Origin of the sequence: Paenibacillus sp. FSL F4-0125 (genome assembly GCF_038008565.1) — a bacterium.
Classification (GTDB): Bacteria; Bacillota; Bacilli; order Paenibacillales; family Paenibacillaceae; genus Paenibacillus_AQ.
Window position 1 is genome coordinate 6,455,014 of sequence record NZ_JBBOZJ010000001.1, and the last position, 26,253, is coordinate 6,481,266.

A 26,253-nucleotide genomic window follows, 5' to 3' on the forward strand; every position below is an offset into this window, starting at 1 on the left:
ATCTACAACGGATACATCATAGCTTGAAGCCGCACAATCGCCTGGGCCCGGTCAACCACCTCTAATTTGCTATAAAGATTGCTAATATAATTACGCGCTGTTCCCTCCGCGATATGCAGTGTATCGGCAATTTCGCGGTTATTGAGTCCCCGGATAATGAGCTGCGCCAGCTCCTCTTCTCGTTCTGTCAGACTCATACCACCCCTATTGGAGCTTTGCCGGTGTTCATACTCTTCCGTCAATCTATTCATCCTCGTCGCCAATTTGGCTGCTACCGGGGCTGGCAGAATAAATTGCCCTGATATCGTATCACGAATCGAGGCAATCATTTTGTCTGCATCCATATCCTTCAGCATATAGCCGCTTGCTCCGAATGCCATGCCCTCAACAATATAATCGGTCTCTATAAAAGTGGTCAAAATCAGAATGAATATATCCGGACGAATCTGCTTGATTCGTTTTAATGCACTGATCCCGTTCATAATCGGCATTTGAACATCAAGCAGTACCAGGTCGGGCTGGAATGCTTCCACCATCTCGCAGGCCTCTTCCCCGTTCTTGGCAGCACCTACTACCTCCATATCATCCTCCAGATCCAGAATGGTGCGGAGTCCTTCACGCGTCAACAATTGATCATCGGCAATTACAATCTTTATCTTATTCATTTTCTATTCCCAACCCTTCGCATGGGCAGATCAATCTCCAGTAGACAGCCCTCATTCATTTCTGAATCGATGGATAAGCTGCCTCCCAGTTGCTCCACCCGTTCTTTCATCGTCCTAAGTCCAAAACCCATCACTATTTGACTATCTCCTGACCCACGATCTTTGAGCCTAAACTGTAAATTCGCTCCGACAGATTCCAGACTAAAATGGAACTCCATACTCTTACCGTGTCTGATTCCATTTGTTAGGCCCTCCTGCAAAGCATGATAAATGGCCTTTTTATAGGCTGTTGACATGGCGTCCGGCAGATCATAAATAATGGCATGAATGACAACGCCTGCATTACGCTCTGTATCACGGATCAGTTGCTTCAACATGACCGTGAGATCGGAATACTTGTCCTCCTTCAGCATATGAACTGAGCCACGGATTTCATTTAAGCTATGACGGACAAGATCCTGTGCCTCAACCAGTCGCTGAACGCCGCTATCTATATCTTTCTTCTGGAGCAGACGCTTTCCGGCCTCAATTTGAAGAATCGTTGATGTGAGTGTATGCCCAACAATGTCATGAATCTCCTGAGCGATACGATTTCGTTCCTCATAGACTGTGGCTTCAGCCAATGCTGCGGACGTCTCACGCATCGAACGCTCCAGGTCACGGGTTCTTTCTGTCACTTGATCCTCTAAATTTTTCTTAAGATATTGAATCCCCGAATATAGCTTGGCATTGGCAATAGAGATGGCACATTGAGAGCCTAGCAACTTGAGCACGTCAAGCCTACTCGGTGTAAATACACCTGGTGATAGGTTATTCTCCAAATAGAGCAAGCACACTAATTTATTCTGATTCATGATAGGAAGACAAAGAACCGATTTCAGTCTATTCTCCCTAACGTAAGCGTTACGTGCAAATATTCCCTCACTGAGCGCATCATGTAAGACTACCTGCTCCTGTGTTCTTGCCGCGTAGGCTATAATCGCTGCCGGAACAAGATCTGACTCTTCCCCGAGAGGAACGGATTCGATATGCAGGGCTTCCGATGTCCCGTGGGCCTCAACCATCCATCTTCCTTCATGATCAAAAATAACCGCCCCATATTCGGCTCCAGCATTGTGGAGCATAATCCGCATCAGCGTGCCCAATAATCGGCTCATTTCCATCTCACCCGACAAAGCTTGTGCAGACATCACCACAGAAAGGGAATCGACCCGATCGAGTCCGGGCTCACGTTTAATATGCAGCAGATTACTGTGCTGCTGCTCAAGGTCAGCCGCTTTAGCCTTTGCGCCCCATTGCAGATAAGCCTCGTAGGCTTCAGTCATATAGATTCTTGCTAGATGCAATTTGCCATGACGAAGTCCATACTTGCCGTAGCACTCCGCTGCCATCGCTAAATCGTGAATATGGCCGTTGATACGAGCAACCTCAATAGATTGCTCATACAAGGCTTCAGCTTGTCGTGGATCTCGCGATAGGCGAATCAGCTCAGCCTTCATCAACAGATATTTATGCTCATAATTTACCGGGCAACGCTTAGCAAGCTTTTTCATTTTCTTCAGGCAACTGCGCATTTTTGCCCGATATATACGTTGCTCTTCAGCGTTATATTCCTCATACAACTGAGCCCAGACTAAACATTCATACATGATCTGCATGGGACTGTCTAAACTATCTTCACGTGATTTTATAATGGCAGCTGATTTCGCTAATGCCTCACTAGCTTCGCGGTAATCCCCAAATATATAACCTGTTAAATATTGATATATCCAGACCATTTCTTGTATAAAATTAAAGGTATCTCCATGAACCGACTGTGCAAAATCAGGTTCGCTAATCTCTGCAATGTTAAATGGATCATCTACAGAGCGATAACCTGTCAATCGAACTAGAGTAGCTACAGCTATGATAGCCTGCTTACAATGAAGACTGTTGTTATGGCGCAGCAAATCTCCGGAATGCGCAATTAATCGATCATAGATATCGTCTAACGGATGTCCAAATTGTAAGAGCGAGGCACAGTTGATTAACACACTTTGGTTACCCTTCCATAAGTCACCTGATTCCAGTCCCACTTTTCCTGCTTTCTCGGTAAACGTACGGAGCATAGCTGGATCATAATGCCGCCAGCTATCGTAGCACATGGCGAACGCAGCTAAGGTTGTCATATGCACTTTCGGATAGGGTTCTGATAAGCTGCATGCCAGCATGGCCCATTTAAATGTTTCTTCATCATTCCGGAAGTAATAGTATTGAAACATTGCATAGCCTATGAATCCAATGGAAGCCTGCGGAGTCATCCCATAATCGAGTGTCAATTCAATCATGGTGAAGGAAGAAGCGAGCCACCCATCCCGGTTGACATAGAAACAGGCATTGCTCGTATGTTCTAAAGTGGACATTGCGACTCTACGAGCCTCGTCCGTCATCGGCGGTAAGAGGTTAAGCGATTCGAGTGAGACCTTCTGTAGTCTGCGCCGCAATCTTAACCATTGAAGCGTCAATTGAACATAGCTAGGATCAAATTGATGGCTCACTTTCAATAACGATAATGTATGTCGACCTAAGGAGATAACTTCTTCATGGTTATCATTACTTGCTTCCAATTGAACCTTCATCGCGTAGATGTAAGCCTTATCTGTATTTGTCGCAGCTTTATGGATTAACAGATGAAATAATTCATTCGCCTTATCAAAATGTGAACATAAGTATTCGAGCTCGGCCCTCTCCCGAAATACCCGGAAGGTTAGTCCATAATGCTCCTCCCAGCTCTGCTCCTCTAGCATCGCTGTCGCCTGAAGCATATATTGTAAGGCTGTCTCATGTGCGGTGGTTTGCTTTGCGCTTATCCCTGCCCTTAAGTTCAGTTCTACCAGTTGAAGCCTCTGCTCCGGGCGATCTATCCACACAATCGCCTGATTCAAATGATGGACAGCTTCAAATAGGACTGTTCCTTCATTAAGAGAGCTGCGGTCTAGCAATAGCATACCAATCTTCCAATGCAGCTCTGGGCGCTCCTCTTCGGGAACAAGCGCATAAGCCGCCCGATGAATACGGTTGTGTTGGAATTTAAAATGCGTATGTTCCTCTCCGTTAACAGGTTGTAGCAAGCGTCCATTTACCGCAACTGCCAATGCTTCAGTCAATATCTCTATCGGAATCTCCATAATTCCGGCAAGCATTCCCACATCAAACAGGCTGCCCAGTAAAGCGGCTCTACTAAGCGCATGTACCGTCTGATCGGGAAATTGCTGTAATTTACTTGAAAGATAGGCTGCTGCATTATCGGGAACATTCAATTCAGTAATACGCTGGAGGTCCCATTTCCAGCTTCGAATATCCTCGTCAAATACCACTCGCTGATCATCAATCAAATCCTGAAGGAATTGCTTAATAAATAATGGATTCCCATCTGTCTTATGCAGAAGTACCCGCGCTAGCTCCTCCAAGTCAGCAGCCTCGTAACGCATAACATCCAATAGCAGTTGTTTTATATCGGTTAGTTCAAGCGCCTGTAGAGAAATTTTACTCATCACTACGTTGCGGTCTATCAAATGTTTTTCCAGACTACTGAGTGGGTGCAGCCTCGTAATTTCCCGATCACGATAAGAAAGAACGATTAGCAGATGACTCGTGGCCGTGTCCTCTATAAGTGAAGTGAGATATTGCAGCGATGTTTCATCGGCCCATTGCATATTGTCCAATATCAAGATCAAAGGATGATCCTCATGAGGAAAGAGTTGAATAAATCGGCTCATGATCAATTGAAATCGATGCTGAGCTTCCAGCGGCGGCAACGGAGGCACGGAAGGTTGCGGACCAATCAAAAGCTCAAGCTTAGGGACAAGTTCGATCAGCAGTTGCCCGTAACCGTCTACAGCTTGTAAAATACGCAGCTTCCAAACCTCCACCTGCAGCTTCGTTTCCATCAGCAGTTGACTGACCAATTCTTCTATCACTTGATGCCAGATGCCATAAGGGAGTGAGGTATGTAGTGATTCGAATTTGCCTCTGGCGAAAAAACCATCCGAAGAAATCGAATTTCTAAGCGTTTCTTTTAGAAAGGTTGTCTTGCCGATACCACTCTCACCACTAAGCCAGACCGTCTTTACAGCACCTTGTGATGCTCGTTTCAGTTCTTCTCGTAAGCTTAGTTTCTCAAAATGTCTCCCGTAGAATCGTTCTGGTACCATCCAGCGTTCCGGAATATCCCAACTTCCTAACAGGAAGGGCTCGAGGTACCCGAATTGTTGTAGGTGGGATAGACATTCCTCAAGATCTGACTTGATTCCAAAAGCGCTGGCATATCTCGCATCAGGCATTTTCTCCATGCATTTACCAACAATGTCAGAGACAGTTAGAGGGATAGTGGAAACCCTTCGATGTAAAGGCTCAGGTGTATCTGCAAGATGACGATATACAATATCAACAACATCATGAAGCTCAAAAGGGCGGCTGCCTGAGAGACACTCATACATAAGGACTCCAAGCGAATAAAAGTCAGATCGATAGTCTGGGTTCAACCCAGTTCGACCCGTTTGTTCTGGCGATATATAAGGAAGCAAGGCATCCGGTCGCCCGCTTAAGGGTGACAATGGACTGGTGTCACTTTCCGTGGAGCACATTCGTATATCGATAAATTTCACTTCAAAAGTAATAGGATTGACGATTAGATGAGCGGGGGTTAGTTCATTTAGTGTTATTTTCTCACGATGAATTTGCATAAGGCAATCAGCAACACCGATAGCGATCCGAAGCAGCGCTGGAAGCTCCAGTGAATCAGGTGTACGTAGTATCTGATCCAGCATACGCCCCTCTATATCCTTTAAGAGAAGGACTGGCCGATCCGGCGTGATCTCCAGACTATACGCCTCGATTGCTCCACGACCGCTAAGCCGCTTAAGCATGTCATACTCATATCGAAAAGCATCGACCATGGCAGATCCCGGGTACTCACCTGTAGTTGTCTTGGCGATAACCCTAAGGCCATCTTCTTGACGTAGGAGTCTGTACAGCCTGATATCTGAGATAGTCTCTATCAGATCTAACGTTTGGTATCCGGGAAACTCAAACATGAACAGCACTCCCTAGTTACAATTAGGTAGACAGAATACGCAATATCGCAAAATATTTATACTCATTATATCATCTGATCTCGCCGTACTACTCTATGTTATATTTAGTTCTACCATTAGTTGTTTGATATAACCTCCTAAAACTTTAGGAGGTGTCCCAAGAGCTATGATCTGGCTGCTGGGACACCTCCTCGTATTTAAAACTATGGTTATATTTCTACTCATAAGACATTTCGTATTTGGTCAGTCCTATCGCGTTTGCGTACAGTGCTGCCTGTGTCCGGTCATTAACCTGTAGCTTCGCTAAAATCTGGCTGACATGCTTCTTCACTGTAAATTCACTGATAAAGAGATGTGTAGCAATCGTTCTGTTGCAAGCACCTTGTCCAAGTTCAATCAGTACTTCCTTCTCTTTCGGTGTCAATTCATCCGTCGGACTGCCGCCGCTAATACGCATCTTTTCTTCCATTAAGCCAGGATCGTAATACTTTCGCCCTTTGTGCACCAACTGGATAGCAAAGAGTAATTCCTCCGGCAATGCCTCTTTTAGGACATATCCATCAACCGGTACTTCTTCAGCCCTCAAAAAATCCTCTCTGCTCGCAGAGGAAGTCAACAGAATGAACTTACTGACAATGCCGCGGGCACGTGCTGTCTTGATGACATCCAATCCCGATTCATCAACAAGCTTAAGATCAATGAGAACAATATCTGGCTTTGTCGCTTCAATCACATCAAATGCTTCTTGACCATTTGTAGCTTCACCAGCAAATTGCACATCTGGCTGCATTGAAATGACAGATGCCAGCCCTCTTCTAACTAAAGAATGATCATCTACAATAACAATTTTCATAGATACGCCTCCCTCTAAACCTCATGACATTCTTAATTCTCCGTATCAAATCTACTTAGGATACCGTCCAATTAACGTCTGCTCGTTTGGCCCCTTCCATCTTGAGCAAGATTTCCGGCTTAAATCCAATAGCCCCTGCAAGTAAAAGCGTAGGAAGGGTACTTATCATCGTGTTATAGCTTGTCACATTTTCGTTATAGATACGTCTGCTGGCAGATAGGTTTTCCTCTAAGATATAGATCCTTTGTTGCAATTTGATAAACGGATCGCTAGCCTTAAGCTCTGGATAATAGTCTGCCTGAACATTGATCGAGTGAATATACTTTTCCATTTCCACATATCTAATCAGCTTCTCAACCGGAAGATGATCAGCACTTAAACCAGCACGCATTCTATGTACAAGCGCCAATGTTTCGTGTTCATGTTTAGCATAAGAAATAACCATCTTCGCAACTTCTGTTAATGCTTCAACCCGATTTTGTAAATAACCTTCTATGGTAGCAAAAGATTCTCTCACACGATTACGCCTGCTTAACAATCGAGTGTACGCAGCCATTAAATAAGCCCCGATTATAACAACGATGGTCAATCCGATTCCTAACATCTGCATCACCTCTAATATATTTGATTGAATGGGCTGGAAGAGTTGGACCATCGGATTCATTATAATTAAAAGACATGTTCGGTTATAGTGAGTGTTGTCATCACTTCTGTCATATTACAAAATGGATAAATTTATGATATAAGGATTTAAAAGGGGTTTCCAAACCTTGCCCACACCACTTTTGCCACAAAGCAGAGCAGAAGCACTCAGCAATAGATGAAACATCTGTCCAGGCATCTACCAAATAAAAGCGGCGTACAATTAGATAACCACAAGAAGAAACGGTTATTGTAGAAATATAAGGATACTAAATAGCGTGAAACCTATACATTTTTATATTTCAAAAAAAAGGCGAATCATGGTTGAACACACCACAATTCGCCTGTTTTCTTTTGCCTATGGGATTTATTTGTTATCAATAAAAGAAATCAATTGCACAAGATTACCTGCAACTTGGTAAGTTAACCCCAACATGTAAGTTCCCTTCTCCTCGTTCGATAGGTCTATAGTGAACTCATCCGGATTAGCTGCCCATTCATTCACATCTAACATGATTTCTTTAAATGTTCCAGTGTTTCTGACACCAGCCGAACTAGGGATCACTTTGCTGCCATCAATCCCTTTCACCGGATTGATAAATTGAACTACAGGTCCCTTTAATTGTCCTACCTCTACCATTTGAGGATCGGCCAATAAGCTCGTAAGTTTAGTTAGTCCTTGTAGCGGGGAGAAATCCGTGATTTCATTTCCAGTGATATCTAGCGTCTCAAGATTCTTAGCATACTGTAGACCTTCCAAAGATCTGGCTCTTCTGGTTTCACTGGTTAACGTCGTAAGGTTATACATGTCACCTAGCGTTAGTTCTCCAGATACGCCTAATGTGGTCTTGATCGAAGTACTTAGATAAGGATCTGCAATAGTAATGACTTGCGTGAGGTCTATTTCGGTCAGACCTTCTATTGCTAGTTGTAACGCCGCTACTGCTGCATCTACTTCACTTTGTGTGACAGCAGGATTAGCCAAAGCCGCTTCTGCACCCGTGAGGCTGGCCGTAAATACCGCTAAACTCTCAGCCGTGAAGCCTTCTAGAGAGATTGCTTCAGCCGCTGCAATCGCTTGTTCCAGATCTCCAGTGAACAGGTGATCTCCATTCGCGAAATGTAGTTTGGTTTCCCCCCATGTGGCATGGTCAGATCCGTTTCCATTTCCGCCGTCCGTAACGACTAATTTCAGCTCCTTGGCTCCGTTAATATCCAACTCGATGAATTTCTGCGGATCTCTGGAGCTCATGACACCACTATCGAATTTCTTCTCTCCATCCACAAATACTTCAAAGCCCACCGAACCGACAGAACCGTACATTTGTCGATCCACACCCACATAGGAAGTGAAGTAGTCCGCGTTCTTATCGCTTAGATCGTATACAATCGTCGAGTTAGAGTGCGCTCCAATCCCTCTTTCGTAGGACACGATTTGATTGCCCTCGCCTGTTAATCTCAGTGCATTGGCACTAATTGATTTATCCTTCAAAGGTGCAGTATAGCTGTTCTGAGTAGAATTCCAATCATAATCCGTCAGATACGTAAAGTCCGTCATGTCTACTACGGCTATTGTTCTAGTCTTGGTAGTCGTATTTCCATCACTATCGGTTACTGTGTAAATGATCGGATACTTTCCAGCTCTATTGAATTTAACTTGATCTTCACCCGTAACCTTTACTTGAGCCGTCAAGTCACCATCTTCTGAATCCGTTGCCGAATAATCTGCACTTACTGCTATTTCCTGCCCTACTTTAGTGGATACAGATTTAGCTATGGTAAGCTCAGGCGTACTATTCAGAATCATAAACTTCGCATCCGCGAAATCGCCGTGATCTGAAGCATTCCCGTTACCTGCATTATCTAACACCAATTTCAATTCACTTACACCCTTTACAGGGATTCGAGCTAATTTAGCTTCCGAGCCAAATTTCATCAGTCCGCTATTATACACTTCTACCCCATCAGCGAAGATTTTGAAGATCACACTAGAGTTGCTTTGCTCTGGGATATTTCGATCAACCCCTACATACGTTTCAAAATATTCGAAATTAGCACCCGCCAGATTATACACGATTTCAGAGTTAGCATGCGTTCCTAAGCCCTTCGCAAACTCTTTGGTTACGCCATTTACAAGTAGCTTAATCGGATTGTTAGTACTTGCCTTATCCTTACGAACTACATTATAATCCGTTCTTGCCGACTGCCAAGCTGTATCACTCAGGTATTTACTAGCGCTGTACACAACAATTGTTCTAGTCTTTACAGCTGTATTCCCATCCCGATCTGTAACTGACAGTTCGACGTTGTAGGTGCCTGTTTTGCTTGAAGTAAACCCGTTCGGTTTTACTTCAACCGCTCCAATCAAGTTACCATCTTCCGTATCAAAGGCAGTCACATCGGTCAAAACATTAAATTCACTGTTCAACTTCACGAAAGTTGTCTCTTCCGGCACTGTGATAATCGGTTTGCTTGAAGTATTCGTAAACTTTGCATCCGCCCATACCGTATGATCTGAAGCATTACCGTCTGTAGCATCTGTGGTAACCAGCTTCACTTCGCGCGCGTCTGTCACTGGTATTTTCACGAATCCATGCTCCGTTCCTGCCCGGAAAACATCGCTCGCGAATTTCTTCTCACCATCTACATACACTTCAAAGGTTGCAGAAGATGGCTTTCCTTTCATCGCTTGATCGATTCCGATATAGCTTTCAAAGAAGTCATATCCTTTGCCCTCAATATCATAAACAACTTCAGAGTTGGCATGAACACCAATTCCTTTGGCATAAGTCGCAGCTAGCCCTTGTCGAACAAGGGCGATGATTCCACCAGAAACGGCTTTATCTTTCTTTAATTCACCCCAACCAACAACGACTGATTTGGCATTAAGATCTGAGATATAAGCATAGTCACTCGTTACCGTAACCTGTGTAGTTTTAGTTTCTGTAACCCCTTCGTTCTTCACTTCATATACAACTTCGTAGTCACCTTTTTGTGTTACATCAACGGTATTTGATTTCAAGGTGACATCAGCAGTAATATCATTCCCTTGATAGTTAGCCGCTTTTACATAGTTCATCGGGTCAAAGGCTTGATTAAGCTTTAATGTAAGTTGATCTTCAACAGACAGGGCTGGCTTGAAGGCTTTAACCTGCACTGGTTTCAATGCGTTCAGCTTCTTATCATAACCAACAATCTTGTACGTATAATTGACGCTGCTATCTACGTTCGTGTCCACGAACTGGTCAGTCCCGGTAAAACCAACCAACACATCATTTCGATACACCTCATAACCTAAGAAATCTTTCTTCAGATCCTTATTCATACTAAAGCTTAATGTGTTCGATTTAGCTGTAGCGTTAGGTGTGATATTAACCTTTATGGCAACATTCTTATCTGCTATTCCTGTGCCCTCATAATGAACCACCGAGTTATTTAAATACCATAGCTTTTTCGGTGCTGGATATTTAGCCAGCTTCTCTTTCGTTTCTGGATTCACAGTGAAGCCATGTCTGGCAAAATAGCTGCTTAAATCCATTCCCAGCACTTCGGAGGAGAACTCTACTAAATACTGTTGCTTGGAATTGTCACCGTTAGGAAGGGATACCTTTCGCTCGCGGTACAGCTTGGTCAGTTCGGTCCAGTAACCCGGGTGCGCCAATTCCAACTGCCAGTAGGCACCGAGCTGTGCAAATAAGCCCTGCTGATTCATAACCACTTTATTTTCTTCGAGGACATATTTATAAATATCACTCTCAAAAGGAATACGAGTATCCATCGAATCCGCATAGACTGACATCAACATAGACACCATATTATTAGTTACTTCACCATATTCCCGTTCACCCATAGCCAAGCGATGCCCAATTTCATGATTCAATCCCCAACCAGGATAGACTTTGTTAAAATCACCTAACATCGTCGCTACGGTCCCAATTTGTATCCCAGTATGATCTCCCGCGGCATACATTGCACCATAAGGCTGCATCAATCGAATATTTTCACGAATTAGCTTGGCATCATGAATCTCGCTGCTGCCATCCAAGCCATAGAAGTCAAAGATCGTCTTCATCCAAGTATCATAGCCGGTTACGGTATTCAGTGGATTGTTTTCTTGTGTAATAAACTTGTTATACGCTTCTGTAGCCGTTCCTGTAAAAATAACATGATCGCTGACCATTTCTACTACATCAATAAGTTTGCGATCTTGGACATTCGGATGTGCTGCCTTATCTTCATCTAATTTTTGTTTGTAGGTGGTTAGGAAGGCTTTGAATTGTTCTGGATCTGTGGTCTTTGTCATCATAGGGATCTTCGTAAGCCCCTCGAACCGGATCAAAGGTGCTTTTCCTTGTTCCTCAGCTGTATATGGATTGACGATATACACTGTACCGCCCTTAGTCACATCATGTGCATAATAACTATTCGTCGCGAACTCAGGAACGGTTATAGTGTTTTTACCAGGACGTAATTGCACGCTTCTAGCCCAAACATTCCAAGCCGCCTCTTGTTGCGAAAATACTATTGCAGGCAATTTATCAGTAGAAGCTACATCTACATAAACATTGATCGTATCTCCAGGCATTGCAACGAGTCCCGTAGGTTGGTTGTTCGTACCGAAACCAATTCTCAGGTTTTGCTGTGCATGCTTTTTCATATCTCCACGCTGTTCAGCCTCAATAATGGTGCCTTCGGTTTGAACTTCACCATTTACTAGCTTCTTAGCCAAATCCAATGAGTCTTTAAGGATTGGATAGAGCGGATGTACTTTTGCCGCTTCTTCTAATTCATTGATTGCATTGGCGCTATTATAAGCAGGAATAACCGCACTCATCGTTCCATCTGTGAAAATACCATTCACAGCTTCGCTTATTTTATCCTCTGTATAAAATCTAAATTCAGCCGCAAAAGGTCTGTTAATATTGGCTTTTGTGAACTTGAATTTCAATCTTTTAAACTTCGCAGGCTCGAATTTAAACTCCAGAAAGTCGTTCGTACTAGTCGCGGTTCCGCTAGATACGAGCTGAAAGGTCTCTCCCTTACTCGTCTCTGATGCATAGATTTCAAAAGCTTCTGGGAACCCTTTGCGATTATCTCTAGCCAGGAAAGCCACTCTGTCTAATACTTTGGCCTGTGCTAATTCAAACACGACTTCATTCGTGAAGCTGTCGTCATTATTTTTGTTCGTTTCCCAATGTGTATTCGGCAGATCATCGAGCATGTATTCCGGTTTCGTACCTGGGTAGCTTCCACCATTCACCGTTACTTTTGATACGTTTGAGTTTGGCATTCTGTAAGCTTCGCTATAGGCATTTTCATATGCTGTGCCATACCCCTTTAACTTCGAAACCTTAGCTGCCGTTGCCTCTACTTGATGGTTCTCCAGAAGCACCTTTGCATTCTCTATATCTGCTTGAAACTGCGTGTACAGTGGATGTAACTGCACTTCTTGTTCTAAAGCTGTTAACTTCTCTACCGTATTAAATGCTGCACTAATTTGACTCAAGGTATCATCTGTAAATAAATTTTTCATCTTTGCCGATACGACATCTTCTTTGTAAAAAGAAAACTCAGCCGCACTCGCCCAATCCTGGTTAGCTTTTTTGTAGACAAATTTAAGTCTCTTGAAAGCTGTAGGTGCAAACTCAATCTCCACAACATCTCCTGCTCCGCCTTTATATTCTCCAGAGGATATTAGTGTAAAATCGCCTGCATCCGTAGTTGAGCCATAAATATCAAATTCCTGAGCAAACCCCTTACCCTTTGCACCGGATTGTCTTGCAGCGTATACAATTCTATTTAATTCCGTGGACTCATTAAAAACAAAGACAACCTCATTCGTAAACGTTGAGCTATTCGGTTTGCCCGTTTCCCAATGCGTACTCATATCGCCATCAATAGCCTTAGCTATTGGTGAACCTGAGTAGTTGCCACCGTTATTCGTGATGGATTTAATATTTGCAGGATTCATTTTAAAAACATCGTTATAAGCGCTAAGGATAGCCTTTCCATACAGATCAAACGGAATAACTGACGCACTGCTTAATAGCTCAGCTTTGCTTTGTACTACGCTGTTCACTACACTTACCTTGCTTACATCACTTGCTAAAGCATAACCTGCCTCGCTCGAAAAACTGGCTATCATGGCTGCCGATGTAGCGATTGCAATCATTTTTTTCATCTTTTCTACCCCCAGATGTAATATGAATCTCTTCTGTACCCAAAAATGGGCACAAAAAAAACTACCCCAAAAGAGTAGCTTGATTGCGTATAAAGTCCATAAAAATTAAGACTTAATTTTTATTAAACTTTAACAAGCATAAACGCCTCGACGCCCTTCTAAGGACGATACGCGTTTAAGCGAGAAATATAAGACATTAAGTATAGGTGTATAACTTATACTCACTTATATTTTAACAAAAAGCGTAATACACTCTTTGGCAGCTGGCTGACAATAGTTATTATAATAACCTTAGTCCCTATAGCTTTGCGTCCCTACATTTCCATAGGTTTGCCTATGAAGTTTCGAATACATTACAAAGAGTAACATAACGCTACATCTGATCGCATGATTAATTGGTATGAAATCCGAATAGGTAATTGCAATTAGTTTTTCTGTTCTGATAGATATTTTTTATTAACTATCCCAGACTATGAATGATACTTTAGAACTGCTTAGCCGCTTAATCTCCTAGCCCAAACAAACGCCGGAACCAATTCCACACATCACCCGTGATCGGAATTAACCCGAAGCCATGCTCTCCAACAGCGATTACACCATATGCCCATTGTCCAATAGCTATCACACCTCCAGCGATTCGCCCTATGGCTATCGCCCCAAACGCTGTATCGCCTATGGCTATCGCTCCCAATGCTTTTTCGGCTATCGCGATCGCTCCCACAGCCACTCCTGCAATCGCAATTGCTCCCGCAGCGAAGCCAAGCCAACTAAGTGCTATCGCTCCGAGCGCTAACCACATCCCCAGTGATATAGCACCTACGGATAGTACACCGACGCTTATTGCACCTATGGATATCAAGCCTATAGCTACATCTCCAATAGCAATTAAACCAACAGCCGTCTTCACTTGTGGCTTGCTTCCGTAACCATACCCCTGACCTGAGTATCGACCCAAATTGCTGCGGATACTTACCACCGGAAATGATGGAGACGGCCATTGATAATCAATTTCCCGTCCACCTAACCCTCTAGAATCCGCCCAGCGCGTGATGTACTTATGCCATTTCATATCCATCCCGTCCCCCTTCTCAATTACCTTAATTATACAACCCCGGGGTTTGCCTGTACTCAGACTCTGACCTGAAATCCATCTCATCCTCTAGACGGAGATATGCTCCTTAGGATCACTGTTTGGGAATAGGATCAGGCTTTCCAAATAAATAGCCCTGAAACAACTGATAACCACTCTGCTTGAGCCATTCAAAGTCCTCTCTAAACTCCACACCTTCTGCTAAAGGAACGGATTGGATTTCTAAAGCTTTTTCTAAAAATTGTTTAGCTATTTTCTGTTTGTTCAGATCGCTGGACACACCCTGAACATATTTCATATCCAGCTTCATGTAATGGGGTTTAAGCTCCCATAACATCTCGATCGTGCTGAAGCCCTCGCCAACATCATCTAGAGCGTATTCAAATCCCCGATCCTTGTAATATGTCAAAATAGCTTTCAAGTGAGCGAGATCATCCACTTTCTCCGTCTCAACAACTTCAAAGACAAAAAGAGAGGGATCGACGCCTAATTGATTGGCCAGTTCAACGGTTGATCTTAAGCAGAACTCTGGCGCGTAGATCGACGTTGGGATAAAATTAATAAATGTTTTTTTATTTAAGGGTGCAGCATATTTTACAGCAGTCATTCTACATAACCGGTCTAAAGCATATAAACGCCCACGATTCCGTGCCGCCGCAAAAATCTCATTAGGATAGATAAGGGACCCATCTTCTTTTTTTAAATCTGGATAGGAGCTCGTATGCAAAAATCTCTTCCCGTACGTTCACAATCGGTTGGAAGTGACAAGTAACTAAGCCCTTAGTTATAACCTCATCAATCCACTCCATATTAAGTACAGTGGGTAATTCGGATAGAGGTCTCCATGTTTGGTCATCTATACGGAATTCAAACTGCTCCGACTCCATATGGTCATTACAGAAATCTAGAAAATCCCGCACCCCAGCCTCCTTAATCGTAATCACATTTTCTTCTACCTTATGTATCGTATTACTTCTACTCAAGTGATGAATAACCTCAGGTAAAATCCTTAGATTATGCTCACCATGAGCCTTGATTTCAAAATTCAGCTCTCTTACTACACAATGATTACATGCCACATTCATAACCCCTTTAATAATCAATTCTCTGAAAAAGATCCCGGAAGTGCTCTTCTCAATCGAAATCCGTATACTCTAGTAAATACTTCGGGTCTAACACGGTGATCTGCTGATGTTGAATATCAATAATCTTTTGCTCCTGCAGATCTTAAGCACAAGGGTAGCCGTCTCCCTTAACGTTCCGATCATATCCGCGAACTGCTGATGGGTCAATCGAAGATCAATCCTCTGCTTGCCTTGCTCCTCTATTCCGAATCTTTGGTATAGTCTTCTTAGTGTAAAGACCGCACGCGCTCTCGCATCATGAAATTTCATTTCATGTAATAGCCGATTCGATAAAAATATTCGGTCCATTTGCAGCAGCATCAATTGCTCCTAAATCAACGGGTAGCTGGTAAGCATCTGCTCAAATGGCTCACGTTTAATCTCAAATAATACTGTATCATTCATATCCACCGCAGACAGCACTCTTATATTGGAGGGATGGATCACTTCCAGATCACCAAAGAAATCGCCTTTTCCAAAAAGATCTACGGTATGCTCTTTCCCCTTCGTAGTGGCGTACACCCTAATAATTCCCGAGTAGATAATGTAGGCATGATCCCCTGGATCTGATTCTGCAAACACCGGGGTACCTTTGGAATAGGCCTTATATGTGAACAGTCTTGAGACCGCCTCAATCTCCTTCGAGGTTAACCCCTGAAAGAAGCGAGTCCCCGTCCAAAAAGAAGCTTCCATTTCATTATTCCTTTCTAAAACATTCCATAGTTTTGTATCCCAACATACGGTCGTGTTTGAGAGCAATCCTCTACTAGAACTGAGCATGTACAACAACCACATTAAAGAGATTCCCGATCAGCCCTTCCTTCATGATGAATTAGAAGTACTAAATTATGCGGGTAATGAAATCGAACGGTTATCCGACAACATCAGTCGTTTAGTTCACTTGCGAATGCTGGATTTAGGCCATAATCGACTAAAAGTACTGCCGGAGAGCATTGGCGGACTGCAGGGGTTGGATTCTTTTCTATATCTAAGCAATAATCAGTTCCAACAGCTGCCGGAGCAGCTTTGTAATCTCCAGAAGCTCAAGTATCTGAACGTAACAGATAATCACCTCAAGCAATTGCCTGTCCGTAAGGCGAAATGAGCAGTTTAATTGAATTGCGGCTATATTACAATCAGCTAGAAGGTCTACCTGATTCGATCACACAAATAAAAAGGTTAAGAGAGCTCCATCTGTATGGCAATCAACTGACCGTTTTACCCGAGCATTTGGGTGCTATAGAAGAGCTTCGGATTCTTGATTTAAGTGATAATCGAATCACTGTGCTGCCTTTATCCATTGGTAAACTAAGCAAGCTAAGAAGACTGAACCTTAGAAAAAATAAACTGAATCAGCTGCCTGAGGAAATAGGTCAACTAAGCAGCCTCATTGAGCTTGACCTAAGAGATAATCATCTGCAGGAAATTCCAGATTCCCTGCTACAGCTGGATCGATTAGAGAAGCTGGATCTCAGATGGAATCACAGCTTGAGGAGAACAGATATTGTAGAGCAATTAGAGCAAAGAGGATGTATCATTTATAAATAACAAAAAAAAGCCTCCTGTTAAAGAAGCTTTTCATTCAAATCTATGCTATGCGTGACGCGGTTCCTCCCCTGCTCTTTAGAGGCGTAGAGCGCTTGATCAGCTTTTTGCAGTAGGGTGGTTTCTGAATCGGTTGGAATAAACGTAGCTATACCCATGCTCACCGTAATCTGGCCCATTTCCCAAGTTGAATATGCGATAGATTGCCGTAAATTCTCGGCTATGATCTTTGATTGCGAGATATCTGTATTTGGTAAAAGAAGTACAAATTCCTCACCGCCATATCTAGCCGCAATATCCTCTTCACGAGATTGCAATTTCAAGATACTCGCCAATTTCTCCAGTACATAGTCACCTGTCTGATGCCCATAGGTATCGTTCACTTTTTTAAAATGATCAATATCTATAATACACAGCGAAAATACCGCTTGATCCTGTCCATACCCTACGATCTGCTCGTCCAGCTTCTCTTGAAGAAACCTTCTATTCTTCAGTCCAGTCAGCTTATCTGTATTAGATAATTCTACTAAAACGGCATTCATTTCCATCAGCTCAGCTTGCTTCTGTTCAATTTCCAAATGAATTCGCTTGAGCTCCGCAAGTGCTTGATCCTTTTCCCAATAAGCTACTTCTATCTGCTTCTTGGCAGACCGAAGCTCCAGCTCGTAATCAATGCGTTTGCCCATCTGTACCAGAATACAATCAATGATCTCTACACCTTCAGACTCGAACCGTCTGCCATTTAATAAATATGGAATCGCTTTCCCTTCACTGTCTTTCAAATTTATAAATAACTCTTCCACCTGTCCATTTAGATTAATAAAAGGATAGAAGTATGAATGAAAAATAAGCTTGTTTGCCGTAGACATGATAGATTCAAAATGCTTATGCACCAAATCAACCTGCTTATACCCCATACGGTCCAAGAACGTCTGATTGACATCCTTGATTATTCCTTCATGGGTAATAGAAACATAGCCACAAGGCGCATATCTTAATCGGTCATCCATGATCTAAATATCCTTTCAACACAGCATAATCTCATCTAGCTTACGTAAGATATTCATTAATTAAAGTGATGGTCTCCTCAGGATGGCTTATATGTGGGTAATGCCCTTTAGCCTCCATCAACCGGAAGGTACTATTATTCAGATGCTTATGTAGATATTCTCCGGCCGCTATAGGTACGATACTGTCATCCGAGCATTGCAGAATAAGTGTAGGGACTGTAGCCTTAGGTAGATCTTCCCTATGATCTGAAAAGAACGTAACTTCTGCAAATTCCCTCGCAATAACAGGATCTGCCGAGATAAAGCTGCGCTCCAGCTCTTTCGTTAACATCGGGTCAGGGTTGTTCATAGCAAGAGGTGCCATAAAGCTAGCCCAGCCAGCAAAATTCATCTCCATCATCTCCAGAAGCTCAGTAATATCGCTCTTCTCGAAGCCTCCGAAATAAGTATCCCCCTCATTTAAATAACATGAAGAAGGACCAATCATAATCATTTTATCAAAATAATCCGGCTGCTCAATCGAAGCAAGCATCCCGATCATAGAGCTAATCGAATGACCTATAAAAATAATATCTTTGAGTTCCAACGTTTCGATGACATCCAATACATCCTGTACATAGCCGTGGAGCGTATGATATTTATCTGTTGTATATGCACTTAAATCTGAGTTACCTGAACCTACATAATCAAATAGAACGATTCGATATTTCTTCTCATAAGAAGGCGTGATAAACTGCCACATGCTTTGGTCGCACCCAAATCCATGTGCAAAAAGGATGGTTTTTTCTCCTTCTCCAATCACTTTCACATGATTCCGCGCCTTAACATCGTTCATTTCATATAACTCCCTCTATAGTTAGCATTCTCTTTATTTTGAGGGGTCACCCAGGAAATATCAAGAGCATAAAAAGCTGTTAAAGCAGAAGCAGACAACCACCGACCCAAAACAAAGAGCAGCGATTCTCTAATGCCAAGAGATTCGCTGCTCTGTTTCTAACGATTTTAAAATGACTCGGACTGACAGGTATGATAACCAATGTTTAGAATGCTGAAGTCCAACCCGCATCGGCAGCGAGGACTGCTCCGTTTACAAAACTGGAGTCATCTGAAGCCAGGAATAACGCAACTTGTGCGATTTCTTCAGGTGAGCCTACACGAGGAATTACAGCCTGTGTTAATTGAGTACGGCTCATGCCGAATTCATTAATATTTTTCATTGAGGCACTGATGTTAGTGGCAGTAGCTCCCGGTGCGATGGCATTACAACGAATGCCTTTATTGGCATACATAAAAGCTGTGTTTTTCGTCAAGCCTACTACTGCATGTTTGGAGGCAGTATAAGTTGCTCCAGCATGAGCACCACTTACGCCACCTGTAGAAGCGGTATTCACAATAACGCCCTTTCCTTTTCCGAGGAAAATAGGTAGCGCTTTACGTGTGGACCGCATTACACTTTTGGTATTGATGTCAAAGATAAGATCCCATCTCTCATCATTAATATCACCAACTGGCTCAAAGCCGTCCATAATACCCGCATTATTCACTAGTATATCTAGCGTTCCATATTCATTTACTGCAGTATCAATCATGTTATTGATATCTTCGACTAGAGCAACATTTACTTTCAACGCCTTAGCTACTCCACCATTACTAACGATTCCTGCTGCGACTTGTTCTGCACCTTCGAGGTTAAGATCGGCTACAATCACTTTTGCACCTTCTTTAGCGTACAACTCTGCGATAGATTTCCCCATACCCGAGGCTGCTCCGGTAACAACTGCAACTCTGTCTTGAAGTTTCATGTTGGAAGTCTCCTTTACGTTTATCTATAATGTAAGTATTAATATATAAAATCTCTAAATCACTTAAAATTTATTCTACTCAAGTTTAATCTTCTGCAATTTAACTATTACGATAACCGATATTGTTACCCTAGCCGATTTAAACCGTGGAACCTTCTATAAGCATTATCAAACCAAAGAAGAGCTTCTGAATGAGCTGATTGATGATGTGCTGGAGGATTTAATTAAGGCTTATAAAGATCCCTATCTCCATACCGATAAATTCATGTTGAGTGAGCTTACTACCTCTAGCATCAAAATTTTTGAGCATGTCGTTTGCTACTCTAATTTTTATATCATCATTGTAAATTCCAATGTTCTGCCTGGGTTTCAAAATAAGATTTGTGACATCTTAAAGGAGCTAACCAAGCAGGACTTAGTCGCGGTTAATAATACTAATAACAATATAAATATCGAATTATTTTCTAGCTATACGGCCTATGCTCTATTTGGATTAATCATGGAATGGGTAAAGGGAGGGTTCAAATATACTTCGAACCATATGGCCGAGCAGCTGATTCAAATTCTGTCTTTTAATTCACACAATGTAGTTATCAACACTTCTAATAAACCGATTGAGTTGGGTTCCACCCAGTGATTGTAATTTACGTTCATCTTTCATAGCTAAAAGTAAAAAAAGACTCGATCCCTGTTATCACTAGGATTTGAGTCTTTTTACTATACTGATCATTTACTAAACTTCGCCCCAATAGATCTCGGTCTCATATTCAAAAAACACTTTATCATCCTGTTTATTTCGTTCAAATAGGCTCCGCAGCTCCGTCATCATGTTCTCGTAACGTGGATCTCCAGGGGCCGGAATGTAGGAAGACGATCTTGCCCGCCCGCTTAATCCCTCGAAATCAAACACCTGCTGATTGCTAAAGTGTGCAACTTGCATCTGCCCTGTCTTAAAAAAGGAGCTAAGGATTTCAGGGGTAATGTTCTTATGATTCACTTGAGTGTAGTCCGTGCCGAAAGCTTGCACCAGCTGCTCATATTGCTCTAGGAATGGGGTACCGTAAGTACGCCGTGAATTCCATATCAGAACTGCCTTCCCACCCGGTTTAAGGATCCGCTTAAATTCCAATTGCGCTGCATCCCTATCAAACCAGTGAAACGCCTGGGCACACACGATAAAATCTACAGACTGGTCTGGCAATTCTGTCTTCTCGGCAGACCCAGGCAATGCGTGGAAATGGTTATCCTTTGCGAACTTCTCCTCCGCAGCTGTACGCATTTCCGGATTTGGTTCAACGGCTGTCACACGACTCCCGCGCTCCAGAAGCAATGCTGAGAATATTCCCGTTCCCGCACCGATATCTGCAATATCGCAATTCGGTTTTAGCCCAATCGTATTGTATAAATAATCAATAGTTTCCCTAGGATAGCTCGGGCGATATTTCACATACGAATCTACCCGATTTGAGAACCGTTCTTTGTTATTCATCCAAATACTCTCCCTTAGCTTTTAGGTTCGTACTCACTTAATTTGCCTTGATAAATCAGCTTCAGTCGATCGCTTTGCCGAAAATCATCAGGCGTTACGAGCGCTGGCAGCTTATTCCATAGCTTAATGCCGGACCTCTCCAGAATTTCCGCAACAAATTGTGAGCAGAAGTAGGAGTTGCTGAATTCGACAGGTTCCTTCAGTGCAATACCAATTACACCGAGAATGTTATAGAGATACTTTTGCCGACTGCGGATAAAAACTTTGAGCACCCGCTCCATCTTCTCCACTTCGCGGGCTGTAACTTGAAGTTCATATAGAACACACGTCGTATTTGGATATTTGCTGAACGTGCCTGTCTTAATATCCTCCTTCACGAATCCTCCATTTAGAGGGTTGCTCGGGTGCTTTCTGCCAAAGCTATATAACTCGGAAAGCTCCCGGTTAAAGGAGATTGAGGCATGATTATAAGGAGCTCTCGTGTAGCCTTGAATAAGCTTCGTAAAGAGCGTTCCGGTATTCGTAAGTAAGATAAAGACCGATGGAGCATCTGCCATTTACAATTTTCCCCTTATCAAGATTGGACGTTTCCTTCATAATAACATATGAACCCATTAATGGAATCTACTCTACGACAAGTTGGTGATTAGCTATCGACCGCTCTCTATTAACGATAATCCTGATTTTTGCGGCCTTATCGGCCATTCACTTGATGTATGTAGTTATAGGCAGATTACAACCAAGTAAAGACTATACAGGTATCGGCTTTCGCATCAAAACCTGGTGGGGAATGCTCTTCATCTTTTGTTTAGCTACTCTTTTTAATCCAGTCGTCTCACTACTGTCACTTATGGTGCTAACCTTCTTTGCGCTCAAAGAATATTTTTCCATGATAAAATCACGAAAATCCGACCGCAGACTATTTCTGTGGGCGTACTTATCCATTCCTCTTCAGTTCTACTGGATTTATATCGAGTGGTACGGGATGTTTATTGTGTTTATCCCGGTCTATGTATTCTTACTCCTACCGCTACCTAGGCTTATTAATAAAGGGACTGTTGGCTTCCTGCGTAGTGTTAGTTCAACCCAGTGGGGACTAATGCTGATGGTATTTGGGCTTAGTCACTTAGCCTATTTTCAATTTGCTACACCGGAGTATGGAGCGGGGCTTGTATTATTCCTAGTAGTGCTGACGCAACTGAATGATGTGGTCCACTATCTGGCATCCCTCTATCTGGGTAAGCGCAAAGTGGTCCCAACCGCCAATCCTTATTTGACCTGGGAAGGCTTTGCTTGTGCGTTTGTCGTAACAACCGGAGTCTCCTATCTGATCTATCCCTACCTGACGCCGCTCAACCCGATCTTCGGTTTCCTGTCAGGCATGCTGATCAGTTTGAGCGGCTTCTTAGGTAGCTTAACGGTTTCCGTGCTGAAGCGAGATTTGCTCATCGGTGATGGCGATAAATTCGTTGCTTTAAAAGAAAGCTATTTAAGCCGTGTCGATAGCTTGACCTACACCTCACCGGTCTTTTTCCATGTGATCCGTTATTTCTTCGATTTCATGTAGATTAGTTTTCTACGACGATTTTAGTCGCTTGACCGATAGGCGGCATACTCTTGGTTAACATCGGACCGTAGAACGCATACACTTTGTCGCCTTTTTTCAGCTCACTTACGGCAATCTTCTGATTGTCTTTCGTACCGAGAATAGTCGTAGTGTCTGTAGTATTCAGAACAATTGCCTCGAACGAAGTATCACTGAGCTTATCGCCTTTGATTACAATGCGAGTCGAACCATTATCTGAAGGAGTAATCTCTTCGATCACGCCAGCCGTTCCCAACGTCTGCTGATCGGGAGCTTGTTCTTTCACAACAATCTTGATCGCGCTTGTCAATGGCGGCATACTCATAGCCATCACCATGCTATGCTCGACCTCGATGGACATGCCCAGCTGCAGGTCAGCGAAGGTTAGCTTCTTATTATCAGCAGATACGATTTCTGTTTCATCAGAAATACCTAGGCGCACGCCATGACCATACCCGTTGAGGCCGATCTCAGCATTTTTTTCGCCCTTATAGATACTAGTGATTGATCCTTGCTTGATCGTGTCTGAAGAGGTCTCTCCACTGCCTTGCTCCTTGGAATTAATCGAAATCGTTCCGGTTGGGCCGGCGATAACTTCAAGCTTCATCACTTTTTCGAAGAAAGAGAGTGGAACGTAGGTTTTACCGTTCTTTAGCTCTGGAACAGCACCCAACGTAAGAAGTGTTGTGCCATTACGATAAGCATCTTTTCCAATTTGAAAGGACATCGACTGGCTATCTTTCTCAAGACCTAGCGATTGAAGGCTCTGCGTCCATGTTAGCTTGTATCCAAGCGCTTCAGCTGCTGTACGGATTGGGATCATAACTTCCTTGCTTGAACCTACGTATAGCGGAACATCGACTGGGGAGTAGCCGTTACCATCAATGACTAGCACATATTTTAGACCACCATAAGAATCCTGCGGTACAGAGGAATTAGTCGCTGGTTTGACTGGAGCTGGCTGGATTGGGGCAGCAGAAATGACATTCGATGCTATGAGCGTGCCAGCGAGGACCGCTCCGATTACTTTGAATGTTTTCATAGTAAAAATTATACCTCCTGAGATGAATGAAGTTGTTCTACTCTATCATTCTTAACGTGAGGTTCAGGAAAAATGTTGCAACTGGAAGCCGTTCAGGCGTTCCATAAATGATCTCGTAGAGTCTTTGTCATTTCCTCTTGATGGCTGGCAAACTGCTTAAATCTATGTCCGTTCGCTCCCGAAGGATGCGGAAATCCCCATAAACAGCGCTGATCTTCAAGCTTACCCTCAGATACCATAAGCCGAAGCATACCCTCCACAGTTTTTCCTAGAGGAATAATTAAAGCTTGGCTCAGGATGCCCAGCTCCTGCTCTAGTGACAATAGCGCACATTCTCTAAGGAACGGATCAGAAAGTAGCTTGGGATGTGCTCCGCTATAATTTTTCTTCTCTATGAACACGGGAAAACGCAATAAAGAGGTGGTATGCAGGCTCGTTTGCTGCTTCTGAAACAATTCGTCACAGGAGGCAAGGCCCAAATACTGTTGAATCCCAAGTGCATCTAGCATATGAATTAACGTATTCCTCATAGTCCCAGCGAATCTCGCCGCTTCCTTCGCCCCTTTACAGACCTCTTCATCTGATAGCCCGGCTTCCAATCCTCTGATCGCTTCTTGTATGGCTGCGCTCATCTGTGTAAAACCGGGTGTTAGCCCAATAATGATCACCTTTGCAGCAGGATTCAGGTACTCATTGTGCGGTGCATAGTACATTTCAAGCTTGCCGCTACGCTTCATAAGAAGCTTATCTACTTGCAGATCCGCTTTCGTTAGCCCGGTCTCCTTCGGAAGTGAGAGCAGCGCGGCTTTATACTGTTGTAAATGGTTAGAGATGAGCATGTCATCCACCTCTCATGACTCTATAATGACCCACTCACGAGACGACCCTCGTACCATACCGCTTGACGCTCCGATCTTCGCGCTACAGCTTCAGCTGAACAGCTGGCATGGAGCAGCACAAAGCTTGCAGTGTCTCCTACCTTAGGCCACACCTGTTCCCCTTTTTGACTAAGAGGTGTTATTCCTCCTGTTATAAATCCAAGGGATTGTGACAATGACCGTTCATCACTACACCCATATAACTCTGCGTATCGTCCCACCTTCTCCAATTGATCGCCATTACCAAAAGGAGACCAGTGATCTGTAAGGCTGTCTGTTGCCAGTTTCACTTTTACACCTTGGCTGTGCAGCATAGGTAGTGGCATCATCATTCTTCCAATAGGCACTGTGGAGGCAACCGTCATGCCGAGAGACGCCATCCGTTTAGCCATTTCTTCTGCCTCCTGCTGCGGAGCACCCGCGAACCAGAATGCGTGGCTAACGGTCACTTTGCCCTGCAATCCAGCTTCTTCTGTCAGATCAGCCAAACGCGACAACGTCTGCTTTCCTGCTTCTTTTCCATCATGTAAGTGAATATCAATGCCTGCAGTATTCATTACCGCTAACTCGACCATGGTCTGAAGTGACTTTTCGATATCTCCATCTACAGAGGATGGGTCGACGCCTCCTACACAGTTTGCCCCCTCTGATAAAGATTGCTTTACCAGCTCAACAGAGTTAGAACGAAGCAGACCATGCTGCGGAAACGCTACAATTTCTGATGAAATTTTGCCGGAAAAGGTCTCTAAGGCTTGCATGGTTGCCTCTAAACGCTTTAGAGCGCTGACAGGCTCAATATTACAATGACTACGCACATGTGTGGCACCGAAACCCTGTATAAGCGTCAAGATGCTCTCCGCTTGTTGTCTCGCCATCGGCAGCAGCTTAGGCAATAATACCTTCTCTTCCTCAATCCGTTCGAAGACACCGGCAGCAGACTTTACCGCCTTCCATGGTCCAGCAAAATATGTTTTATCTAAATGGATATGCGCCTCCTCAAAAGAAGGCAGCATCAATAACCCTTTTCCGTCATATTTAGGGAGATGACTCTGAATCTCGATGTCTGCTCCAATAACTTCTGAAATCTTATCCCCATCAATCCGGATATGACAAACCTTCGTATTCGTGCCAACCACTTGTTCATCTTCTATAACATAACCTTGTTCCAGTCTTATATTGGTTAACCAGTAAGAAGTATTTAACATGCTACCCATCCTTTGCTCGACAATTTAATATAGGCTCGTAAGAACTACCGGCTTTAACCTAAATGGT

22 protein-coding genes, 1 pseudogene and 1 riboswitch are annotated in these 26,253 nt (G+C 43.3%); of the genes and pseudogenes, 5 read left to right on the forward strand and 18 right to left on the reverse strand.

Annotation, left to right across the window (positions count from 1 at the left end; translation table 11 throughout):
- Nucleotides 1-2: 2 nt before the first annotated feature.
- The 10 genes from NST74_RS28775 to NST74_RS28820 form a co-directional block, all read right to left on the reverse strand.
- Entirely contained in the window at nt 3-665 is a 663-nt protein-coding gene (locus NST74_RS28775; protein ID WP_341115651.1) for a response regulator transcription factor, read from the reverse strand.
- Nucleotides 662-5,740, reverse strand: a complete 5,079-nt coding sequence (locus NST74_RS28780; RefSeq protein ID WP_341115652.1) for an AAA family ATPase — start codon at nt 5,738-5,740, stop codon at nt 662-664. Before NST74_RS28780 ends, NST74_RS28775 begins: the two co-directional genes overlap by 4 nt.
- Before the next feature lie 217 nt (nt 5,741-5,957).
- The gene (locus NST74_RS28785; RefSeq protein WP_341115653.1) at nt 5,958-6,593 is read right to left on the reverse strand and encodes a response regulator transcription factor; all 636 of its coding nucleotides are present in this window, start codon (nt 6,591-6,593) and stop codon (nt 5,958-5,960) included.
- A gap of 55 nt (nt 6,594-6,648) precedes the next feature.
- Nucleotides 6,649-7,203, reverse strand: a complete 555-nt coding sequence (locus NST74_RS28790) for a LemA family protein (protein ID WP_341115654.1) — start codon at nt 7,201-7,203, stop codon at nt 6,649-6,651.
- 399 nt (nt 7,204-7,602) lie between these two features.
- Nucleotides 7,603-13,416: an NPCBM/NEW2 domain-containing protein gene (locus tag NST74_RS28795; protein ID WP_341115655.1), complete on the reverse strand. Its 5,814-nt coding sequence runs from the start codon at nt 13,414-13,416 to the stop codon at nt 7,603-7,605.
- A gap of 255 nt (nt 13,417-13,671) precedes the next feature.
- A riboswitch (cyclic di-GMP riboswitch) is annotated at nt 13,672-13,761 on the reverse strand.
- Between the two features lie 157 nt (nt 13,762-13,918).
- Nucleotides 13,919-14,572, reverse strand: coding sequence for a hypothetical protein (locus tag NST74_RS28800; protein ID WP_341115656.1), 654 nt, complete (start codon nt 14,570-14,572; stop codon nt 13,919-13,921).
- A gap of 28 nt (nt 14,573-14,600) precedes the next feature.
- A complete protein-coding gene (locus NST74_RS28805; protein WP_341115657.1) occupies nt 14,601-15,233 on the reverse strand; it encodes an EAL domain-containing protein in 633 nt (210 codons plus the stop codon).
- Nucleotides 15,175-15,585, reverse strand: coding sequence for a hypothetical protein (locus NST74_RS28810; RefSeq protein WP_341115658.1), 411 nt, complete (start codon nt 15,583-15,585; stop codon nt 15,175-15,177). Before NST74_RS28810 ends, NST74_RS28805 begins: the two co-directional genes overlap by 59 nt.
- Before the next feature lie 93 nt (nt 15,586-15,678).
- Nucleotides 15,679-15,951 (reverse strand): helix-turn-helix domain-containing protein, encoded by a 273-nt coding sequence (locus tag NST74_RS28815; protein WP_341115659.1) that lies wholly within the window; start codon nt 15,949-15,951, stop codon nt 15,679-15,681.
- Nucleotides 15,952-15,960: 9 nt separating this feature from the next.
- On the reverse strand, nt 15,961-16,323 hold the full coding sequence (locus NST74_RS28820) for a Crp/Fnr family transcriptional regulator (protein WP_341115660.1): 363 nt from the start codon (nt 16,321-16,323) through the stop codon (nt 15,961-15,963).
- 85 nt (nt 16,324-16,408) lie between these two features.
- Here NST74_RS28820 and NST74_RS28825 point away from each other — a divergent pair, with 85 nt between their 5' ends.
- Together NST74_RS28825 and NST74_RS28830 are read left to right on the forward strand one after the other, a co-directional pair.
- Nucleotides 16,409-16,735, forward strand: coding sequence for a leucine-rich repeat domain-containing protein (locus NST74_RS28825; protein ID WP_341115661.1), 327 nt, complete (start codon nt 16,409-16,411; stop codon nt 16,733-16,735).
- Nucleotides 16,732-17,178 (forward strand): leucine-rich repeat domain-containing protein, encoded by a 447-nt coding sequence (locus NST74_RS28830; RefSeq protein ID WP_341115662.1) that lies wholly within the window; start codon nt 16,732-16,734, stop codon nt 17,176-17,178. The genes NST74_RS28825 and NST74_RS28830 overlap by 4 nt, the downstream gene beginning before the upstream one ends.
- Nucleotides 17,179-17,195: 17 nt before the next feature.
- On the opposite strand, the gene NST74_RS28835 is transcribed toward NST74_RS28830, so the two are convergent.
- The 3 genes from NST74_RS28835 to NST74_RS28845 all read right to left on the reverse strand — a co-directional run bounded on the left by NST74_RS28835 (nt 17,196) and on the right by NST74_RS28845 (nt 19,987).
- The gene (locus NST74_RS28835; protein ID WP_341115663.1) at nt 17,196-18,185 is read right to left on the reverse strand and encodes a sensor domain-containing diguanylate cyclase; all 990 of its coding nucleotides are present in this window, start codon (nt 18,183-18,185) and stop codon (nt 17,196-17,198) included.
- Nucleotides 18,186-18,225: 40 nt separating this feature from the next.
- The gene (locus tag NST74_RS28840) at nt 18,226-19,020 is read right to left on the reverse strand and encodes an alpha/beta fold hydrolase (protein WP_341115664.1); all 795 of its coding nucleotides are present in this window, start codon (nt 19,018-19,020) and stop codon (nt 18,226-18,228) included.
- A gap of 205 nt (nt 19,021-19,225) precedes the next feature.
- Nucleotides 19,226-19,987 (reverse strand): SDR family oxidoreductase, encoded by a 762-nt coding sequence (locus tag NST74_RS28845; protein WP_341115665.1) that lies wholly within the window; start codon nt 19,985-19,987, stop codon nt 19,226-19,228.
- Nucleotides 19,988-20,108: 121 nt separating this feature from the next.
- Here NST74_RS28845 and NST74_RS30065 point away from each other — a divergent pair.
- Together NST74_RS30065 and NST74_RS28850 are read left to right on the forward strand one after the other, a co-directional pair.
- Nucleotides 20,109-20,174, forward strand: a pseudogene (locus tag NST74_RS30065) (TetR/AcrR family transcriptional regulator); the annotation flags it as partial.
- 21 nt (nt 20,175-20,195) lie between these two features.
- On the forward strand, nt 20,196-20,624 hold the full coding sequence (locus NST74_RS28850; protein WP_341115666.1) for a TetR-like C-terminal domain-containing protein: 429 nt from the start codon (nt 20,196-20,198) through the stop codon (nt 20,622-20,624).
- A gap of 96 nt (nt 20,625-20,720) precedes the next feature.
- Here NST74_RS28850 and NST74_RS28855 read toward each other — a convergent pair whose 3' ends face one another.
- Complete coding sequence (locus tag NST74_RS28855) at nt 20,721-21,476, reverse strand: class I SAM-dependent methyltransferase (protein ID WP_341115667.1); 756 nt, start codon at nt 21,474-21,476, stop codon at nt 20,721-20,723.
- A 14-nt stretch (nt 21,477-21,490) separates the two neighbouring features.
- Nucleotides 21,491-22,033 (reverse strand): hypothetical protein, encoded by a 543-nt coding sequence (locus NST74_RS28860; RefSeq protein ID WP_341115668.1) that lies wholly within the window; start codon nt 22,031-22,033, stop codon nt 21,491-21,493.
- 95 nt (nt 22,034-22,128) lie between these two features.
- On the opposite strand from NST74_RS28860, the gene NST74_RS28865 reads away from it, so the two are divergent.
- Nucleotides 22,129-23,043: a phosphatidate cytidylyltransferase gene (locus NST74_RS28865; RefSeq protein WP_042131597.1), complete on the forward strand. Its 915-nt coding sequence runs from the start codon at nt 22,129-22,131 to the stop codon at nt 23,041-23,043.
- Between the two features lies 1 nt (nt 23,044).
- Here NST74_RS28865 and NST74_RS28870 read toward each other — a convergent pair whose 3' ends face one another.
- The 3 genes from NST74_RS28870 to NST74_RS28880 all read right to left on the reverse strand — a co-directional run bounded on the left by NST74_RS28870 (nt 23,045) and on the right by NST74_RS28880 (nt 26,186).
- Nucleotides 23,045-24,103, reverse strand: a complete 1,059-nt coding sequence (locus tag NST74_RS28870; protein WP_341115669.1) for a copper amine oxidase N-terminal domain-containing protein — start codon at nt 24,101-24,103, stop codon at nt 23,045-23,047.
- 92 nt (nt 24,104-24,195) lie between these two features.
- Complete coding sequence (locus NST74_RS28875; RefSeq protein ID WP_341115670.1) at nt 24,196-24,942, reverse strand: uracil-DNA glycosylase family protein; 747 nt, start codon at nt 24,940-24,942, stop codon at nt 24,196-24,198.
- A gap of 20 nt (nt 24,943-24,962) precedes the next feature.
- A complete protein-coding gene (locus NST74_RS28880) occupies nt 24,963-26,186 on the reverse strand; it encodes an amidohydrolase (RefSeq protein WP_341116014.1) in 1,224 nt (407 codons plus the stop codon).
- Nucleotides 26,187-26,253: the final 67 nt, after the last annotated feature.